Here is a 15,765-nt window from a genome sequence, read left to right on the forward strand (position 1 = left end):
GCAAGTTCGCCGCCGCCGGCGCCTCAGGCAGCTGTGTCGGGTGCTCGTGCTGGGTAGTAGGTGATCCGGTCCTTGAGGTCGGTGAGGGTCTGCCGCGGAGGTGGTTGCCACAGGGGTCGTCGGGTGTGGGGGTCGATGTGGACGGTCCAGGGACTGTGGTGGGTCAGTGTGTGGTGGCGGCGGCAGAGCAGGACGAGGTTGTCGAGGCTGGTGGGGCCGCCGTCTGCCCAGTGCTGGATGTGGTGGGCGTCGCAGGCCAGCGGCATCCGGGTGCAGCCGGGGAATGCGCAGTGCTGGTCGCGGATGAGTAGCGCGTTCCAGATGGCGGGGGTGACGAGCCGGTGGCTGCGGCCGACGTCGAGCGGCTGGCTGGCGGTGCCGAGGACGGTGGGGAGGACCTCGGCGTCGCAGGCGAGGCGGCGTACGGCCGCGGCGGAGAGGGTGGCGCCGGTCGTGGTGTGCCCGGGGTGGGCGAGTCCGGCGTCGATCAACTGCCGGGTGAGGGAGTCGTGGTCGATGGTCACGATCACTCGCGGGGTGGTGCCGTGGTCGCGGGGCAGGCTCTCGGTGGCGCGCAGACGATCGCAGGCTTCGACGAGGGCGTCCCAGAGGCGGGTGCCGTGCTCGCGGGGGTCGGTGCCGTCGTGGCGGCAGCCGGGGTCGGGGCAGGGAATGCCGGCGGGAGTGCCGTCGGCGTTGTACATCGGCTCGCCGGAACGCCGTGCGCGGCCGCCGCATGCTCCAGGGGCCGTCGTGGTCGGGGCAGTGAGGGGAAACAGGGCGGTCTTGATGCGCTCGGCGTCTTCTCGGGTGCCGTAGCCCTTGACGCGTACGCCGCCGAGTCGGTCTTCGGAGAACGACAGAAACCGCGCCTGGTGGGCGCCACGCTCGCTCTTCTCCCGTTGCTGGTCGGTGGCGATGATGAGGCCGTCGGGGTCCAGGCGCCGCACGATCGTGTCGAAAGTGCGTCCCTGGAGGGCGGAGGCGTCATGGCCCTCGGCGACGACGGCGTCGAGGAGTGCTTGGGCGACCTCTTCTCGGAACTGGGGTGCTTGACGCGGGAGCTTGTGCACCCCGGCAGCGATGGCGCGGGCCTGGGGCAGCGTGATGGCTCCGTCCTCCAACGCGGCTTGGACCGCGGGGAGGTCGTGGAGTTGTGCGGCAGTGCGAACCAGTCCGCCACCGGTGCCTTTGTGGCCGCCGGTGAGGTGGGTCAAGTAGTCCTTGACCGTGGCCCAGCCCAGCTCGCGAGGGGCCTCGGTGGCCTCGAGTCGTTCGGCAATGCGCAGCAGGGAGGCGTCCAGCAGTGACCGCGCTGTGGTGACGGCCTCGGCCAGGGCGATCGCTTCGGTGCCGGCTATCTGCTCCCACGGGGTCTTGGTCATGTCGCGGGCGTGGCCGACCAGGCTGGTGGCCTGGGCGACTGCGTCCGACGGTTTCATGCTTCCAAGGATATCGAACATATGTTCGAAGAGCAAGCCGTGTTGCACAGCCTTCCGTCAGGCCTCGGGCGGCGTCGCGAAGACCGATGGCGGCAGGAGGAGATCCGGGACCAGCTCCCGGATGAGGTCGCGGACGCGAGTGTCGATGTCGGCGATGATGCGGCGTACGGCAGCGTCTTCCTGTCCCTTGGGGTCGTCGAGCGGCCAGTCCCGGTAGCGCGCGCCGGGTACGTAGGGGCAGTTCTCGCCGCAGCCCTGGGTGATCGCGAGGTCGCTGGCTGCGATCATCTCCGCGGTGAGCAGGGTCGGTCGCTCGGCTGAGGTGTCGAGGCCGAGTGACGTCAGTACGTGGGCGACCTCGGGGTGGACCTGCTCGCCGGGCTCGGTTCCTGCTGACAATGCGACCACGCGTCCCCGCGCGTAGTGCTCGGTGAGAAGTCGCGACGCGACCGAGCGGCCGCCGTTGGCCCGGCAGGCGAAGACGACCTGCGGAGGTCTGCCCGGATCACCAAGGGTCATGGCGTGGTTCCTCGGCTCGGGGAGCTGACGATGAAGTAGCGCCGGCTCCAGAGGCTGACATGGACGAGCCCGACAAGGATCGGGACTTCGATGAGCGGCCCCACGACGCCGGCGAGGGCCTGGCCGCTGCTGACGCCGAAGACGGCGATGGTGACGGCGATAGCGAGCTCGAAGTTGTTGCCGGCAGCGGTGAAGGCGACGCTGGCAGCACGCTCATAGCCCAGTCCGACGCGGTGGGCGAGCGCCATGGACCCACCCCACATGAGTGCGAAGTAGAGGAGCAGGGGTACGGCGATCCGTGCGACGTCGAGGGGATGGCGGGTGATCGCGTCGCCCTGCAGTGCGAAGAGGACCACGACGGTGAACAGCAGCCCGTAGAGGGCCCAGGGTCCGATGGTGGGGAGGAAGCGGCGCTCGTACCGCTCGCGCCCCAGCCGTTCCTCGCCGATCCGGCGGGTGAGGTATCCGGCCGCGAGCGGGATGCCGAGGAAGACGAGCACGCTGCCGGCGATCTGCCGCGGCGAGACTGCCAGGCCGGTGGTCGCCAGGCCGAGCCAGCCCGGGAGCAGGTCGAGGTAGAGCCATCCGAGCAGCGCGAACGCGAGAAGCTGGAAGACCGAGTTGATCGCGACCAGGACGGCGGCGGCTTCGCGGTCACCACAGGCGAGGTCGTTCCAGATGATCACCATCGCGATGCAGCGAGCAAGCCCGACGATGATGAGTCCGGTGCGGTACTCGGGCAGGTCGGCCAGGAAGATCCAGGCGAGGGTGAACATCAAGGCCGGCCCGATCAGCCAGTTCAGCACCAAAGACAGCGCCATGGTGCGGCGATCGCGTGCGACCTGGCCGACCTCGTCGTAGCGAACCTTGGCCAGGACCGGATACATCATCACGAGCAGGCCGATGGCGATCGGCAGCGAGATGGAGCCGACGGTGACCGCATCAAGAACCTGGGTGACCTCCGGGACCCAGCGGCCGAGCAGCAGGCCCGCCACCATCGCTATGCCGATCCACACTGCCAGGTACTTGTCGAGGGTGGACATGCGCTGTACGGCGGGGGTTGCGGCCGAGGTGCTCGTGCCGGTCATGCCGCGGGCTTGGCGGCCCGGATGATCGCTCCGTGCATGCCGGGCACCGCCTCGTGGGTGAACTCGACCTCGGTATCGACGAAGCCGGCCGCCGTCAGCCCTGCCAGATACTCCGCTCGGGAGAGCGCTCCGGCGATGCAGCCGACGTACGATCCCCGCTCGGCGCGGTCGTCGGGGGTGAGCTGGTCCTCGGCGACGACGTCGGAGATGCCGATGCGGCCTCCGGGCACCAGCACGCGGAACATCTCGGCGAGCACCTTCGGCTTGTCGACCGACAGGTTGATCACGCAGTTGGAGATCACCACGTCCACGGCGCGGTCGGGGAGGGGCACGTCCTCGATCGTGCCCTTGAGGAACTCGACGTTGGCGGCCCCCGCCTTTGCTGCGTTGGCACGAGCGAGCTCCAGCATCTCGTCGGTCATGTCGACTCCGTAGGCGAAGCCGGTCTCGCCGACCCGGCGGGCGGAGAGGAGGACGTCGATCCCTCCTCCTGAGCCCAGGTCCAGGACTCGCTCGCCGTGTCGGAGCGCGGCGATAGCGGTGGGATTGCCGCAGCCGAGGCTGGCTGCGACCGCATCCGCCGGGAGCTCGCCGTGCTCCTCGGCGCTGTAGAGCGCCGCGCCGAACGCTTCGTCGACCACCGCGTCGTCGGAGCAGCAGGAGGCGCCGCAGTCGTCGTCGACCAGCTGCAACGAGTCCTGGAGCTCGGTAGGGGTGGCCCCGCCGGCGACGGCGATGGCGGCCCGGGCGTACCGGGTGCGCACCTCTTCGCGGACATCGTGGGAACGAGACATCGACCTTGCTCCTGTCGTATAGGCGATCATCGATGTATCGATAGTTCTCGATGCATCGACGGTTGTCAATGCATCACCTACGATGGGGTGCATGCCCCGCTCGTTGCCGCTCGTCGATGTCGCCGCAGCATGTTGCTCGCCTGTCACCGGCGGCGTACTCGCTGCGGAGGACGCGGAGCGGCTGGCCCGGATGTTCAAGGCACTCGGCGACCCCACCAGGGTCCGCCTCCTCTCGCTGATCGCCGCACAGCCCGAACGGGAGGCGTGCATCTGCGACCTGGTCGAGCCGGTCGGCCTCTCGCAGCCGACGGTCTCGCACCACATGAAGCAGCTCGTCGAGGTCGGCATCGTCGTCCGGGAGCAGCGCGGGCGCTGGGCGTTCTACCGCCTCGTCGAAGAGACGTTCGCCGCACTGAGCGCGGCACTGCGGCCGTAGGAGACACGCGTCGCTCGCGGATCAGCGCGCGATCGGCGGCCGTGGCGACGGGCCGCGCTCAACGGAACCCGACGATCCGCCCGTTGCGCCCGCTCCAGGCGACAGTGGCGGCCGGGAACCGCACCAGGCGCGGCTCGCCCGTGAGACCCGAGACGGTGCGTCCGGCGCCGGCATCGAAGGGGAGGCTCGTCCAACCGTCCGGTCCGCTCCAAGAGCGCGTGGCGAGTCTCAGCTCGCCCTCGGAGACCTGCTCGCTGTCGGCGCACAGGACGGTGACACCCTCGTGCGCGGGCGGAAGCCTGTCGGCGAGGTCGCACCCCGCAGGGGCGGCGTAGCGCTGCGCCTCGATCGGGGATCCCGGGAGCGGCGTGAGCTCGAACGACCACCCGGCCTGTTTGCGCGGTCGGACGAGCGTGGCGATCCCGAGCTCGCTGCTGTCCGTGACACCGAGGTAGAGCCGCTTCTTCGAGACGACCCTTCCGGAGTCGGCGACGACGACCAGGCCCTGGCCGCGGTCGCCTGACGAGAGGTCGATGGAGAGCTCGGCCAGGTAGCCGTCGTCGCTCAGCTCCACCTCTGCGCTTCCGTGCGGCGACGCGAGGGGATCGAAGTCGTAGCTCCAGGCCTCCTCGCCGGTACGGGCGTCGACAGCCACCCAGCGAGCCGTGCCGTGCTGAGGATCCCCGGCCTCGCACCACAGGCCGAAGACGAACACCCGGGCGGTGGCGACCACGCGGCGGAACCCGCCGTCGCCGATTCCGCACCCTTCCGGGACCGTCCACCGCCAGCGCGACGAACCGTCAGCGAGTGACATGCCGTCGAAGCTCCGCACTTCGCGACCGGGCCCACGGCTGCCGGCTGTGAGCCACACGTCCGCTGCGAGGGTCAGGCGCAGTGGCCCGGAGTCGATGTTCTCGATCATCCCCACCTCGCCGGTCTCGCCACGGAGGGCCACGACGCGCCCGACGCCCGCCCGGAGTGCGGCATCCGCGCCGCGAGGATGGAGCTCCACGATCACCCACGACCCGTCCGGGCTGGCAGCGACCGCAAGCGCGGTCGCGCGGTGCACGCGGTAGTGCCACAACTCCTTGCCCGTCGCCCCGTCGATCGCCACCACGCCGTCGGGGACCTTCACGGCAAGGCCGCGAGTGGTGGGTACGACGTCACCGCGGGAGAGCGTCGCGGTGCCGGTCTCGTAGCTCCACGCCACCTCGGTGGGGACCGACTCCGATGCGCGCGCGTCACCCGGCTCCGCCGTGCTCGCTTCGACAGGAATCGCCGGCAGTTGCCACCCGGCGCCGGCCACCACTGCTCCGGCCAGGCACCCCGTGACGGTGGTGGCCGTCGCCCGGGCCCGCAGGGAGAGCGCTGCGCTCCGCTCCCGCTGTGGCCAGCAGAGCAGTGAGACCAGCACCGAACCGACCGCAGCCGACAGTGCTCCCAGGGCGACGACGGGCATCGCCGAGGAGAGCAGGCCGCCGTGCCAGTCGGTCCGCAGCATGCTTGTCGCGACGAGGGCCAACGCGACGGCTACAGCGGTATGCGCGAGCGTGAGGTGCGGCTGCCACAGGCGGGTGCGGCGTACGAATCGGAGACAGAGGCCGACCGCGACCAGGGCGGCAAGCAGCAGGCTCAGCCACGTGAGCGTCGTCGGACGGCCGATCCGAGCGGGACGGAAGTCGAGTGCGCTCCCGACCGCTACCGCGGCGAGACCGGCCACCAGCAGGCCGACGCCGATCGACTCCACGATGTCGCGCGAACGTGACGGACGTGCTCCCGAGATGTCACCCATGACCACGTGAGCCTACGCCCGCTCGGACGAGGTACAGGGGGGTCAGCGCCGGGCGGCGTACCGCATCGCGACCGCCCCCGAGCCGTACTCGACGCGCTCCACCAGCTCCAGCCCCAACGGCCGCGACAGGCCCGCGAACAACGTGGGTCCGTGGCCCACCACCCAGGGATGGACGACGAACTCGTACTCGTCGATGAGCCCCAGCTCCGCGAGCGTCTGTGGCAGCTGCACTCCACCCACGAGGATCCCGTCGCCCGGCTCCTCCTTCAGTCGTCGTACGGCGTCACCCAGGTCGCCGGTGACCAGCTCGGCGTTCCAGTCGACCCTGTCGAGGGTGCTGGAGACGACGTACTTCTTGGCCGCGTCGATCACGTGGGCGAAGGGCTCCATCCATGCCGGCCTGCCCACCTCCTCTGCCGGCGGCCGCCATGCCTCCTCCATCATCTGGTAGGTCACTCGCCCGAAGAGGAGGGCGTCGGCCCGGGCCAGGGTCTCGGCGGCCCGGCGGTGGAGCTCGTCGTCCGGCTGGATGGTGCGGTGGTCACAACACCCGTCCAGGGTCAGGTTGATGGAGTACCGGAGTGGTCGCATGGGGGCCTCCTCGGGGCGGCGTGGGTGGGGCGTCATGCGGGGAGACCCGCGACGGCAATATTGGTAGCACTTCCCTAGGCTGGTTGGGTGCTCGGACATGACTCGATGCTTGCTGCCGAGGAGCCCCTCGGGGAACGACTCGGCCCCTTCATCTTCTGGCCTCTGTTGGTGCTGCTGCTCGGCGTTCTCGTGTGGGCGCTGGCCAAGCGCTCCCGCCAGGGTGGCCGGGCCCGGACTGCCGGACAGGGGACCGACTGGACCCGTCCTGAGGCATACGCGGAGCACCACCGCGTGGTGTGGAGTCAGGATCCGGAGTCGTTCACGCCAGGCCCACTGCACTGGCCGCTGGCGGTGGCGGCGGTCTTCGGCGTCTGCAGCGGCGATCCGTGGGACGAGCTCGCGTTCCGCAACCTCGACAACCCTCGGGAGGGCCTGACCGAGGCGTGGGGGATCCGCTCGCGACCCCAGCTGCTGAGCCGCCTGCACTGGATCCTGCGGGAGGGGCATCGCGTCGACTTGGCCGAGGAGGTCGCGGAGTGGAGCTCGCTCGACCAGCAGACCGCAACCCGCCTTCTCCAGGAGTCGAGGAGCCAGGGGAGTGAGGAGGCTCGGGAGCGGGCCTGGCGGCTCGAGCAGGTCTGGGTCGACGCCCGCGGCCTGCGCGAGGTCCGGTTCGAGGCATGGGACCTGGTCCGGGCGGCGATGCTCACCCGGGCCGGCTACTCCCTCGGGTGGCTCACGGAGCCTGAGGCCGTCGACACGCTGCACCTGATCTCCGCCGAGCTCCGCCACACGTTCACCAGCTGGGAGGAGCTGGGCGACCACTTCCTCCGGGCCCGTTGGTACTGGGCGAGCAACTCCGATGCGGCGTCGCGACAAGAGGATGCGCACGACGCCAGCCGCCAGAGCGCGCTGCTCGATCCCGCGCGTGGCCCGTGGGCCTACGTGCCCTGGGCACAGCCGATCCCGGACAGCCGCGCGATGATCGCCGACGCCATGGTCGCCGACGAGCTCCTGGTGGAGGTGCCGCCGTACTCTCCGACGCGGCTGGCCGAGGTGATCGACGGGGTCACTGCCGAACGTCTCGCCGACCGTCCGTGAACCCGCTCCGCTACGTCGGCGCGGAGTCGTCGCCATGGTTGCTCGGCGTCCTCGCGCTGGCGGTAGCGATCCTCGGCGTCACCGGGTGGGCGCGCCTGCGCGAGCGGCGTGACGTCTGGGGCCCCGGTCTGCACGGTACGCCGTCCCGCGCCTCCGGCTACTCGCCGGCGGACCTGCGCGGCGCCCTACCCCGTACGGTCGTGGAGGACCCGCGGGAGCGTTGGCTGCTCGGCCTGGCGGCACCCTTCGTCGAGCAGGCCGGGCTGCTTCACGAGCGCTGGAGCCTCGTCCCTGCCTTCTGCGACGAGGCCTGGCGCCGCCGACTCGCCACCGTCGCGACTGGCTGGCGGGTCAGCCGGGCCCGAGAGTGGCGCCACGAGGTGGCCGTCCTCGAGGCCCGGCTCGCCGACTCCGTGCACCCGGCACAGCCGGTGGACCTCCGACCCTGGCTCGTGGCGAACCTCGCCATGACGCTTCGGCTGGGCGTCGCAGCACGCCACACGAGTGCGGCTCGGGCCCGCAAGCGACTGGAGCGAGCCGCGACACCGTTGCGCGGCCCGATCACCGACTGGCTCGGGTACGGCGACGCGATCGTCGCTGCCCTCGACCAGGGGGGCGCCGGTCGGGCTGCCGAGCTCCGCGCTGATCTGCGCATCCTCTACGCCGCCGACGGCCCCTGGCACGAGAGCTCGTGGCCCGAGCGGTGATCACGCTCCGCGGAACGGCACCGCCGGGAAGTCGACGGGCACGCCGAGGGCGACGTTGACGTAGTTCGTGAACAGGTTCAGGGCGACCTGACCGATGGTCTCCACGATCTGCTCGTCGCTCCAACCGAGGTCGCGCAGCGACTGCACCGCATCCGGGTCGACCTGGCCACGCTCCTCCACGAGGGTCAGCGCGAACTCCAGCAGGGCAGCGGTCTTGGGCTCTGCTGACTCGCCGACCTGGGCGGCGGCGAGTGCCTCGCTGTCGAGGCCGGCCTTGCGGCCGAGAGCGGTGTGAGCGGCCAGGCAGTAGGCGCAGGCGTTCCGGTTGGCGACGGCCACGGCGATCTGCTCGCCGAGGGCCGGACCGAGTGCTCCGCCGCCGTACGCGCCGAACCCCGCCCACATGGCGCGGAGCGCGGCCGGGGAGTTCGCCACGGCACGGAACATCGCCGGCACCGTGCCGAACGCGGCCTGGATCTGGTCGAGCTCCACGTGCACGTCGGAGGGAGCGGTGTCGCGGTCGAGGAGGGGAACGGTGGGCTGGGACATCGTGATGGCTCCTTGCTGAGGGTTGTCGAGCGCTGGAGCGCGCTCGACAGCCAGCATGGTTGCCATCGCTGGACGAATTGAGCCAGATCGTCCTTCTTTCTTGCCTATTCGTCTGCCATTCTGGGGGAATGGCCACCCTGGACCGGATCTCGCCTCTGCTGGAGCGCTTCCGCGTGCGGACGAAGGTCTTCCACACGGGCCCACTGTGTGGCGTGACGACGTTCGCCGCCCGGCCCGGACAGGGCTTCCTGCACGTGCTCCGCGCCGGTGAGATGACGGTCTCCCACCAGCTGCCCGGCGGACGGCTGGTGACCCGCGAGATCGTCGAGCCGACGCTGTTGTTCTATCCGCGACCGCTGGAGCACTCCTTCAACAACGCGCCGACGGAGGAGTCCGACTTCGCGTGCGCCACGCTCGACTTCGACGGTGGAGAGCACCACCCGCTCGTGCGGGCGTTGCCCCCGGTCCTGGTGCTTCCGTTGCACGCGACCAGGACCCTGAGTCCGGCGTTGGACCTGTTGTTCCTGGAGATCGACAACGTGCGCTGCGGCCAGAGGGTGCTCGCCGACAGGCTGTTCGAGGTGGTGTTGATCCAGCTCTTCCGCTGGTTGCTGGAACATCGTGAGGAGGCGGAGCTGCCGGCTGGTCTCTTCACCGGTCTGGCAGACGAGCGACTGGCGCCACTCCTGATCGCCATGCACGAGTCGCCCGGGGAGGAGTGGACGCTGCCGGCGATGGCGCGGGTCGCCGGCATGTCCCGCAGCTCCTTCGCGGCCGCCTTCAAGGAGTGTGTCGGCCAGACGCCGGCCGACTACCTGACCCGGTGGCGGATCGTCGTCGCCCAGGACCGGCTCCGCGCCGGTGCCTCGGTGGCTCGCACCGCGCATGAGCTCGGCTACGCCAACGCGGCGGCGTTCTCTCGTGCGTTCAGTCGGTGCGTGGGCGTCTCGCCCCGCGCTTGGCTCGCCGACTCCCGCGACCCCGTGCCCGGCTGAGAGTACGATGTTCCGGTCCAGACCACCGGGATGGGAACCGCTCCTCATGGCGATCGAACCGCGAGACCTTCGTGTGGATCCGCCGCGCATGGTGGCCTCGGAGCAGTTGGGCCAGCAACTCGCCGCCCTGGCGGCGGCGAGCGTCGCCAAGCCGGCTCGTAGGCGCGGCGTGGTCGTGGCTTCGGTGACGGCCGGCGTCCTCGCGTTAGGCATTGGGACGGCCTGGGCGAGCGGCTCCATCGAGGTGCCGGGGCTGCCGCAGCCGGGACGGCATGCGCCGGCCGACCCGACCCGCGACCGTCCTGAGACGCCAGTCTCACCGGGGGAGGGCCAGCAGGACAAGCCGGTCCCTGGGCACTCGAACATGCCGGGGGCGATGGACGATCAGGCCACGGAGGCACCCCCCGCAGACCGTCCGGACCGCCGCCGCTCCCCCGAGGTCGGAGCCACCACGGCTCCTTCGCCTTCGTCCAGCACGGCCCCGAGCAAGGCGAAGGGGCATGAGAAGCCGCGGCCTGACAAGCCCGTCAAGCCTGAGAAGCCGACCAAGCCAACGCCCGAGAAGCCTGAGAAGCCGACCAAGACGAAGCCGCCGAAGGAGAATCGCGGCAATCCCGCCCCGGGCCAACAGCAGACGAACGACGCTCGTCGCGCCGATGATCGGGCCGATGGCTGACGACGAGCTCGTCACCCGCGCCAAGCAGGGTGACGAGGCGGCGTGGCGGGCGTTGTACGCCGACCATGCCGGTCGCCTGATCGCGTGGCTGGGGCTACGGCCGACCGGCGACACGTCGATGTCGCCCGAGGATGTGGCCAGTGAGGCTTGGTATGTCGCGGCGAGCAAGATCGGCGGCTTCCACGGCAGCTCCGAGGAGTTCGCCGGATGGCTCTTCGGCATCGCCCGGCGGGTGGCCGCGACAGCGAAGCGGACCGCTGAGCGCCGCTCGACGACACCGCAGGAGTGCGACGACCTGACGACCGTCCTAGACCCGACGGAGGATCATGCGCTGGCGCTCGAGCGGCTCGCCTGGGTGCGCTCCGTGCTGGCGCCGCTCTCAGCACGGGAGCGGGACGCGATTGGACTGGTCGACGTGCTCGGGGTCGACGCGCGCATCGCTGCCGAGGTGCTCGGGATCAGCGGTGTCGCGCTGCGCGTAGCTCGCCACCGTGGTCTGCGCCGACTCGATCGGCAGGCGCTCGTCCTGCCGCTCCGTCTGGTCAACCAACCACCGGACGCAGCGCCGCAGTACTGATCCGTCGATCGGTCGGAGGCGACGCGAGAGTGGCGGCGATGGCGACGACCCGGGGAATGATCGCCGCCATCGCGACCTGCTGTGGGGCTCAGGCGGCCGGGGTCTCCGGGGTCTCCGGCTGCGCCGCCTGGCACTTCTCGAGACGCTCGGTGGCCTTGGCGACACGCTGAAGCTGCGCCTTCTTCGCCTTCTTGGCCTTCTCCTTCTGCGCCTTCGCCTTGGCGAGCGCGTCCTTCGCCTTGCTGCGCTCGTTCGCCTTGTCGGCCTTGACGACCTCCTTCTTGGCCTTCTTGACCTTGTCCTGCTTCTTCTCGAAGACCGCAGTGACGCGCGCGAGGGCGTCCTGCGCGTTCTCGAGCTGCGTGGCCTGCTTGGCGCACGGGTCGGCGGGCACCTCGTCGGCCGCGCTAGCGGCGGGAGCCATCAGCGCACCGAAAGACAGCGTGAGGCCAGCGATGGCCGCGGTGACGCGGGTGGACTTCTGCATGGTGATCTCCTTGCGGATCGACGACTGTCATCCCCTACCTGTCACGAATCCGCTGAAGCGTTACAACGCGAGGAGGATCTTTCGCCGGACCCGGGCCGCGAAAGCGTCGGCTGATTCCGCATGCCCGGCACCCGCGCGGAGGTACCGTGTGCGAACTGGTGACCGCGAGCGGGAGGGACGCAGGTGGAGGTCGTACTGCGAGAGGTGGTGGCGGCGGATCTGCCGCTGCTGGCCGGCGCCGAGTCGCCGTATGACGAGTTCGGCCCGCAGCGGCCGCGCACCGAGCCCTACTCCCCGGTGCGCCGAGCCCAGTGACGGGATGGCACCTTCCACGACCTCTACTCCTACAGCATCCTGCGCTCCGAGTAGTCCGGCTGACCGCCGCCCTGGAACATCGGCAGATCGCCGTCTACCTCGGTGCTCTCATCGTCGGCGCCGCCGCCACCCGGCTCTGGCCGGAAGCGGCGCAGCCGCTGGAGCGGGCGATCTATCCGGTCCTGGGATGCCTGCTCTACGCGACGTTCCTTCAAGTGCCGTTCACGAAGGTCGCTGCGGCGTTCGGAGATCGACGTTTCCTCGGTGCCGCGCTGGTCCTGAACTTCGTCGTCGTGCCACCGATCGTGGCAGGCCTCGTCGCGATCGTCCCGCTGGAACGTGCCGTCTTGGTGGGGGTCCTGCTCACCCTGCTGACGCCGTGTATCGACTATGTCATCGTCTTCACCGGCTTGGCTGGCGGCGACAGCCAGCGACTGGTTGCGGCCTCCCCGCTGCTGATGCTCGCGCAACTTGTGGCGTTGCCGGTGCTGCTATGGGCGTTCCTGGGGAGCGACCTTGCGAACGTCGTCGAGATGGGCCCTTTCCTGCAGGCCTTCGGCTTCTTGATCATGCTTCCGCTGGGGCTCGCCTGGCTGACTGAGCTCCTTGCCACGCGCCATCGTGTGGGTGGTGTGATCACGCGCGGCATGGAGGCGGCGATGGTGCTTCTGATGGCAGCCACGCTCCTCGTCGTGGTGGCCAGTCAACTGCCCAAGCTGAAGGGTCGGTACGCCGACGTGGCCGCTGCGGTGCCGGCCTACGTCGGCTTCCTCGTCCTCATGGGCGGCCTGGGTCTGGTGTTCGCTCGGATGGCGGACTTCGGGGTGGGTCAGGCCCGTGCCCTCGTGTTCAGTGGCGTCACCCGCAACTCCCTCGTCGTGTTGCCACTCGCGCTCGCCCTCCCGGCGGCGTACGCTGCCACCCCGGCCGTCGTGGTCACCCAGACTCTGGTCGAACTCGTCGCCATGCTGGCGTTGATCCGCTTGGTGCCGCGGCTGTTGCCGTCCTAGCGGATCGCGGCGACGGGCGTCAGCGCTGGCCGGCGACGATGCGTCCGAAGACCAGGCCCTGGCCGATTCGCGCCGACGACCCGGTCGCTGTCGGTACCGGCGGGCGCACCGATGCGGCAACCAGTATGCGGATCGCACTGTTCTTGTCCGGCCTGGTAGGTCCGTTGCTCAACTCACGATGCGCCGACGTCTCCGACGACGACCTCCGGGCCGGGATCATCGACGCTGGGCGACTGTTGCTCGCTTAGTCCGACCCCGCGGCGTGCCGCGGGCGCTGAAGTGCGCAGACGCCTTGAACTCGCGTCTACTGAACAGCACAACACTCACACTCTTGATGGGGCTGGGGACAAGTGATCAGCTGTATGCGGCGATTCCCGTCAGCGCCTGGCCAACGATCAAGGTGTGGATCTCGTTTGTGCCCTCGTAGGTGTATACCGACTCCAGGTTGTTGGCGTGTCGGATGACGGGGTACTCAAGCGTGATGCCGTTGGCGCCGAGGATCCCCCTCGCCTCATGCGCGATGTGCAACGCCTCGCGCACGTTGTTGAGTTTGCCCAGGCTGACCTGCTGAGGAGTCGCCTTACCCTCGTCCTTTAAGCGACCAATCTGTAGAGCGAGCAACGTTCCCTTGGCCAGCTCGAGATACATGTCGGCGAGCTTCTTCTGGGTCAACTGGAATCCGGCGATGGGGCGACCGAACTGAATCCTGGAGCCGGCGTACTCCTGTGCTGCCTCAAAGCACGCGCGCGCAGCGCCCATCGCGCCCCACACGATGCCGTAACGGGCTTCGTTGAGGCAGCTCAGTGGTCCACGGAGGCCCTTGACCTCTGGAAGTACGGCGTCGGCGGGTAGGCGGCAGTCATCGAGGATGAGCTCGGAGGTGATCGATGCACGCAGCGACATCTTGTGTTTGATGTTCTGCGTCCGGAACCCAGGCGTGCCAGCTGGCACGATGAACCCGCGCACACCCTCGTCCGTCTGGGCCCAGACCACTGCAACGCCGGCGATGCCGCCGTTGGTGATCCACATTTTTGTTCCATTTAGCACCCAGTCAGCGCCATCGCGACGGGCGTGGGTGCGCATGCTCCCCGGGTCGCTTCCGTGGTCAGGTTCGGTCAGGCCGAAGCAACCCACGATCTCGCCCGTGGCCATGCCCGGCAGCCATTCCTGCTTCTGCTCCTCGGAGCCAAACTTGTGAATGGCTGTCATAGCGAGTGAACCCTGGACGGAGACCAGGCTACGCAGGCCGCTGTCGATGGCCTCGAGCTCAAGGCACGCGATGCCGTAATCAACCGCAGACATCCCAGCGCAGCCATAGCCCTGCAGGTGCATGCCGAACAAGCCATGGCTGCCCAACAGTGGAGGGATCTCGCTGGGCAGAATGCCTTCCTCGAACCAGGTCGCCACGTCAGGCAGCAGCTTGTCCCGCCCCAACGCGCGGACGGTGTCGCGAACCGCCAACTCGTCGGGCGTGAGGAGCAGGTCGAGATCGAGGATTCCTCGTGACATGAATGCTTCCTTCCACGAATGGGTCGTGCTACGGTCAACGTATATTGTAGGCAACATACACCGAGAACCGTCAGTGGAACACTCAGGAGGTCAAATGTTCAGCAAGGGAGTGGGACTCTTCCCCACCGAACCAGTCGACGTGATGCGGAACTACACGCAGGTGGCCGAGTCACTGGGATATGACAACGTCTGGTTCGGCGACTCCCAGAACATCTGGCGCGAATCGTCGGTCACGATGGGCGCCGCGGCCGTCGGCACCGAACGGGTGGTCTTCGGCACCGGCGTGACGAACGCTGTCACTCGCCACCGGTCCTTGCTCGCCTCCACCTGGGCCACGTTGTCCGAATACACCGGAGGCCGTGTGGCCCTGGGTATCGGGACGGGTGACTCCTCATTGCGGACAATGGGCCTCAAGCCCCTCAAGCTCGCAGAGTTGGAAGAGGCGATCGGAGAGTTGCGCACTCTTTTCCGCGGCGAAGCTGTCGCCGAGGCCGACAGTGGCGTCGACTTCCACCTCAACTACGTCCAGAAGCCGATGGATATCCCGATCTATATCGCCGCATCCGCGCCGAAGATTCTCGAAATGTCGGGGCGAGTCGCCGACGGCACCATCATCTTGGTAGGCACCTCGCCGGTCTTCATCGAGGCCGCGCTCAAGACGATCGAGAAGGGCGCCAAGGCTTCCGGTCGCACCCTCAACGACCTGCACCTGGTGTTGTGGACGCCGACCGCGATCGGCGACGACCCGGTGAAGGCGCGTGACCTTGCCCGCGCTCACGTGGCTCGCGTCTGCATCCGTCCGCTGCCCGCTGCGGTCGACCCGTCACTGGAGGCAGCGATCGCCAAGATTCGCGACACCTACGACTATTACCACCACATGGATACCGAGGCGAGTCACGCTGACCTGGTGCCCGATGAGTTGGTCGACCTGTTCGCTCTGGCTGGCACGCCAGACGAGTGTGAAGATCGTCTTCGTGACATCCGCGACCTCGGCATCGACCAGGTGTCTATCGTGCCCTTCGTCTCCCCAGGCGAGAGCCGCGAGCCCACCATTCGCACCTTTGCAGAGATCTGCTCGCGCCTGGACTGAGCGACGAACGTTCGCGCTAGGCAAGTGGCCGCGCCCGGGGAGCATAGAGTCCCCGGGCGCGGCCCATTGCTGTCGGGATGGCGTGAT

At 69.0% G+C, this 15,765-nt stretch carries 19 protein-coding genes; 10 read left to right on the forward strand and 9 right to left on the reverse strand.

What is annotated here, in order from left to right; all coding sequences use genetic code 11:
• Nucleotides 1-23: 23 nt before the first annotated feature.
• The 4 genes from DNK54_RS12010 to arsM are packed head-to-tail and all read right to left on the reverse strand — an operon-like array spanning nt 24 to nt 3,843.
• Complete coding sequence (locus DNK54_RS12010; RefSeq protein ID WP_162602421.1) at nt 24-1,442, reverse strand: HNH endonuclease signature motif containing protein; 1,419 nt, start codon at nt 1,440-1,442, stop codon at nt 24-26.
• 57 nt (nt 1,443-1,499) lie between these two features.
• The gene (locus DNK54_RS12015) at nt 1,500-1,961 is read right to left on the reverse strand and encodes an arsenate-mycothiol transferase ArsC (RefSeq protein WP_110207219.1); all 462 of its coding nucleotides are present in this window, start codon (nt 1,959-1,961) and stop codon (nt 1,500-1,502) included.
• Nucleotides 1,958-3,049, reverse strand: coding sequence for an ACR3 family arsenite efflux transporter (arsB, locus tag DNK54_RS12020; protein ID WP_110207220.1), 1,092 nt, complete (start codon nt 3,047-3,049; stop codon nt 1,958-1,960). The genes DNK54_RS12015 and arsB overlap by 4 nt, the downstream gene beginning before the upstream one ends.
• Nucleotides 3,046-3,843: an arsenite methyltransferase gene (arsM, locus tag DNK54_RS12025; RefSeq protein ID WP_110207221.1), complete on the reverse strand. Its 798-nt coding sequence runs from the start codon at nt 3,841-3,843 to the stop codon at nt 3,046-3,048. The genes arsB and arsM overlap by 4 nt, the downstream gene beginning before the upstream one ends.
• A gap of 91 nt (nt 3,844-3,934) precedes the next feature.
• Between arsM and DNK54_RS12030 the strand changes: the two genes are divergently transcribed.
• Nucleotides 3,935-4,279 (forward strand): ArsR/SmtB family transcription factor, encoded by a 345-nt coding sequence (locus tag DNK54_RS12030; RefSeq protein ID WP_110207222.1) that lies wholly within the window; start codon nt 3,935-3,937, stop codon nt 4,277-4,279.
• A 58-nt stretch (nt 4,280-4,337) separates the two neighbouring features.
• On the opposite strand, the gene DNK54_RS12035 is transcribed toward DNK54_RS12030, so the two are convergent.
• Complete coding sequence (locus DNK54_RS12035) at nt 4,338-6,071, reverse strand: PQQ-binding-like beta-propeller repeat protein (RefSeq protein WP_110207223.1); 1,734 nt, start codon at nt 6,069-6,071, stop codon at nt 4,338-4,340.
• A 42-nt stretch (nt 6,072-6,113) separates the two neighbouring features.
• Nucleotides 6,114-6,662, reverse strand: a complete 549-nt coding sequence (locus DNK54_RS12040; protein WP_110207224.1) for a dihydrofolate reductase family protein — start codon at nt 6,660-6,662, stop codon at nt 6,114-6,116.
• Nucleotides 6,663-6,749: 87 nt separating this feature from the next.
• On the opposite strand from DNK54_RS12040, the gene DNK54_RS12045 reads away from it, so the two are divergent.
• Nucleotides 6,750-7,763 carry a DUF1266 domain-containing protein gene (locus DNK54_RS12045; RefSeq protein ID WP_162602422.1) on the forward strand — a complete coding sequence of 338 codons (1,014 nt, stop codon included), beginning with the start codon at nt 6,750-6,752 and terminating at the stop codon, nt 7,761-7,763.
• On the forward strand, nt 7,760-8,470 hold the full coding sequence (locus tag DNK54_RS12050; protein ID WP_110207226.1) for a hypothetical protein: 711 nt from the start codon (nt 7,760-7,762) through the stop codon (nt 8,468-8,470). The genes DNK54_RS12045 and DNK54_RS12050 overlap by 4 nt, the downstream gene beginning before the upstream one ends.
• On the opposite strand, the gene DNK54_RS12055 is transcribed toward DNK54_RS12050, so the two are convergent.
• A complete protein-coding gene (locus DNK54_RS12055; protein WP_110207498.1) occupies nt 8,471-9,019 on the reverse strand; it encodes a carboxymuconolactone decarboxylase family protein in 549 nt (182 codons plus the stop codon). It abuts the gene before it with no gap.
• 128 nt (nt 9,020-9,147) lie between these two features.
• On the opposite strand from DNK54_RS12055, the gene DNK54_RS12060 reads away from it, so the two are divergent.
• Genes DNK54_RS12060 through DNK54_RS12070 form a run of 3 tightly spaced genes read left to right on the forward strand, consistent with a single transcriptional unit; the run spans nt 9,148 to nt 11,267 of the window.
• Nucleotides 9,148-10,014 carry an AraC family transcriptional regulator gene (locus DNK54_RS12060; RefSeq protein WP_110207227.1) on the forward strand — a complete coding sequence of 289 codons (867 nt, stop codon included), beginning with the start codon at nt 9,148-9,150 and terminating at the stop codon, nt 10,012-10,014.
• 46 nt (nt 10,015-10,060) lie between these two features.
• Complete coding sequence (locus DNK54_RS12065; protein ID WP_110207228.1) at nt 10,061-10,690, forward strand: hypothetical protein; 630 nt, start codon at nt 10,061-10,063, stop codon at nt 10,688-10,690.
• Nucleotides 10,683-11,267, forward strand: coding sequence for an RNA polymerase sigma factor (locus DNK54_RS12070; protein ID WP_110207229.1), 585 nt, complete (start codon nt 10,683-10,685; stop codon nt 11,265-11,267). The genes DNK54_RS12065 and DNK54_RS12070 overlap by 8 nt, the downstream gene beginning before the upstream one ends.
• A gap of 88 nt (nt 11,268-11,355) precedes the next feature.
• On the opposite strand, the gene DNK54_RS12075 is transcribed toward DNK54_RS12070, so the two are convergent.
• Nucleotides 11,356-11,754 carry a hypothetical protein gene (locus DNK54_RS12075; protein WP_110207230.1) on the reverse strand — a complete coding sequence of 133 codons (399 nt, stop codon included), beginning with the start codon at nt 11,752-11,754 and terminating at the stop codon, nt 11,356-11,358.
• Nucleotides 11,755-11,937: 183 nt separating this feature from the next.
• Here DNK54_RS12075 and DNK54_RS21710 point away from each other — a divergent pair, with 183 nt between their 5' ends.
• From DNK54_RS21710 to DNK54_RS12085, 3 genes are read left to right on the forward strand one after another with little or no spacing between them, the layout of a single operon-like run.
• Entirely contained in the window at nt 11,938-12,069 is a 132-nt protein-coding gene (locus DNK54_RS21710; protein WP_275426265.1) for a hypothetical protein, read from the forward strand.
• Nucleotides 12,066-13,079 (forward strand): arsenic resistance protein, encoded by a 1,014-nt coding sequence (locus DNK54_RS12080; RefSeq protein ID WP_204164554.1) that lies wholly within the window; start codon nt 12,066-12,068, stop codon nt 13,077-13,079. Before DNK54_RS21710 ends, DNK54_RS12080 begins: the two co-directional genes overlap by 4 nt.
• Before the next feature lie 38 nt (nt 13,080-13,117).
• Nucleotides 13,118-13,327, forward strand: a complete 210-nt coding sequence (locus DNK54_RS12085; protein ID WP_110207231.1) for a hypothetical protein — start codon at nt 13,118-13,120, stop codon at nt 13,325-13,327.
• 106 nt (nt 13,328-13,433) lie between these two features.
• Here the strand turns inward: DNK54_RS12085 and DNK54_RS12090 are convergent, their stop codons facing one another.
• The gene (locus tag DNK54_RS12090; RefSeq protein ID WP_110207232.1) at nt 13,434-14,588 is read right to left on the reverse strand and encodes an acyl-CoA dehydrogenase family protein; all 1,155 of its coding nucleotides are present in this window, start codon (nt 14,586-14,588) and stop codon (nt 13,434-13,436) included.
• Between DNK54_RS12090 and DNK54_RS12095 the strand changes: the two genes are divergently transcribed.
• Nucleotides 14,587-15,678, forward strand: coding sequence for an LLM class flavin-dependent oxidoreductase (locus tag DNK54_RS12095; RefSeq protein ID WP_204164555.1), 1,092 nt, complete (start codon nt 14,587-14,589; stop codon nt 15,676-15,678). The genes DNK54_RS12090 and DNK54_RS12095 overlap by 2 nt on opposite strands.
• The last annotated feature ends 87 nt before the right edge of the window (nt 15,679-15,765 follow it).

Origin of the sequence: Nocardioides daejeonensis (assembly GCF_003194585.1) — a bacterium.
In the GTDB taxonomy this organism is placed as follows: Bacteria; Actinomycetota; Actinomycetes; order Propionibacteriales; family Nocardioidaceae; genus Nocardioides; species Nocardioides daejeonensis.

Bases quoted from the DNA above. Each gene is read 5' to 3' on its own strand.
- DNK54_RS12010 (WP_162602421.1), bottom strand. From the start codon at position 1,442: ATGAAACCGTCGGACGCAGTCGCCCAGGCCACCAGCCTGGTCGGCCAC.
- DNK54_RS12015 (WP_110207219.1), bottom strand. From the start codon at position 1,961: ATGACCCTTGGTGATCCGGGCAGACCTCCGCAGGTCGTCTTCGCCTGC.
- arsB (WP_110207220.1), bottom strand. From the start codon at position 3,049: ATGACCGGCACGAGCACCTCGGCCGCAACCCCCGCCGTACAGCGCATG.
- arsM (WP_110207221.1), bottom strand. From the start codon at position 3,843: ATGTCTCGTTCCCACGATGTCCGCGAAGAGGTGCGCACCCGGTACGCC.
- DNK54_RS12030 (WP_110207222.1), top strand. From the start codon at position 3,935: ATGCCCCGCTCGTTGCCGCTCGTCGATGTCGCCGCAGCATGTTGCTCG.
- DNK54_RS12035 (WP_110207223.1), bottom strand. From the start codon at position 6,071: ATGGGTGACATCTCGGGAGCACGTCCGTCACGTTCGCGCGACATCGTG.
- DNK54_RS12040 (WP_110207224.1), bottom strand. From the start codon at position 6,662: ATGCGACCACTCCGGTACTCCATCAACCTGACCCTGGACGGGTGTTGT.
- DNK54_RS12055 (WP_110207498.1), bottom strand. From the start codon at position 9,019: ATGTCCCAGCCCACCGTTCCCCTCCTCGACCGCGACACCGCTCCCTCC.
- DNK54_RS12060 (WP_110207227.1), top strand. From the start codon at position 9,148: ATGGCCACCCTGGACCGGATCTCGCCTCTGCTGGAGCGCTTCCGCGTG.
- DNK54_RS12065 (WP_110207228.1), top strand. From the start codon at position 10,061: ATGGCGATCGAACCGCGAGACCTTCGTGTGGATCCGCCGCGCATGGTG.
- DNK54_RS12070 (WP_110207229.1), top strand. From the start codon at position 10,683: ATGGCTGACGACGAGCTCGTCACCCGCGCCAAGCAGGGTGACGAGGCG.
- DNK54_RS12075 (WP_110207230.1), bottom strand. From the start codon at position 11,754: ATGCAGAAGTCCACCCGCGTCACCGCGGCCATCGCTGGCCTCACGCTG.
- DNK54_RS12085 (WP_110207231.1), top strand. From the start codon at position 13,118: ATGCGTCCGAAGACCAGGCCCTGGCCGATTCGCGCCGACGACCCGGTC.
- DNK54_RS12095 (WP_204164555.1), top strand. From the start codon at position 14,587: ATGAATGCTTCCTTCCACGAATGGGTCGTGCTACGGTCAACGTATATT.
- DNK54_RS12090 (WP_110207232.1), bottom strand. From the start codon at position 14,588: ATGTCACGAGGAATCCTCGATCTCGACCTGCTCCTCACGCCCGACGAG.